Consider the following 774-nt stretch of genomic DNA (forward strand, 5'->3'; position numbering starts at 1 on the left):
TCGGCCCGCGAAGACCAGCCCCTCCCGCTCCAGCGTCACCAGGTCACCGGAGCGGTAGGCCCGGTCCCAGCCGAGCGTGGGCAGAGGGGCGTACTTCTCGGCGTCCTGGGCCGGATCCAGATATCGCGCAAGCCCCACGCCGCCGATGATCAGCTCCCCCGTCCCGCCCTCCGCCACGGGCATCCCCGCGCCGTCGACCACCGCAAGGTCCCAGCCGTCCAGCGGCAGCCCGATCCGCACCGGCCCTCCCCCGCCGAGCCGCGCGGCGCAGGCGACGACGGTCGCTTCGGTGGGGCCGTAGGTGTTCCACACCTCGCGGTCATGGACGGCCAGGCGCTGCGCCAGCTCCGGAGGGCAGGCCTCTCCACCGAAGATCAGCAGCCGGACGTTCTCGAGCGAGTCCTCCGGCCACAGGGCCGCGAGGGTCGGCACCGTGGACACGACGGTGATCCCCCGGGCAATGAGCCACGGGCCGAGGTCGACGCCGGTCCGGACGAGTGCGCGCGGAGCGGGAACCAGGCAGGCACCATGACGCCAGGCGAGCCACATCTCCTCGCAGGAGGCGTCGAAGGCCACGGACAGCCCGGCGAGGACACGGTCGGCGGTCCCGAGCGGTTCCCCCTGCAGGAAGAGGCGCGCCTCCGCGTCGACGAATGCTGCAGCGGAGCGGTGCGTGACGGCGACACCCTTCGGCGTGCCGGTGGAGCCGGAGGTGAAAATGATCCAGGCGTCGTCGTCCGGCGTCGGCGGTGCACTCCTGCGCGGACGGTCCGT

1 protein-coding gene is annotated in these 774 nt (G+C 73.1%); it reads right to left on the minus strand.

Annotation, left to right across the window (positions count from 1 at the left end; all coding sequences use genetic code 11):
- Nucleotides 1-774: AMP-binding protein (locus Y704_RS25095; RefSeq protein ID WP_253904212.1), on the minus strand; the 774-nt coding region annotated here is incomplete at both ends.

The organism is Arthrobacter sp. Br18, from assembly GCF_000520555.1.
Lineage (GTDB): Bacteria > Actinomycetota > Actinomycetes > Actinomycetales > Micrococcaceae > Arthrobacter_D.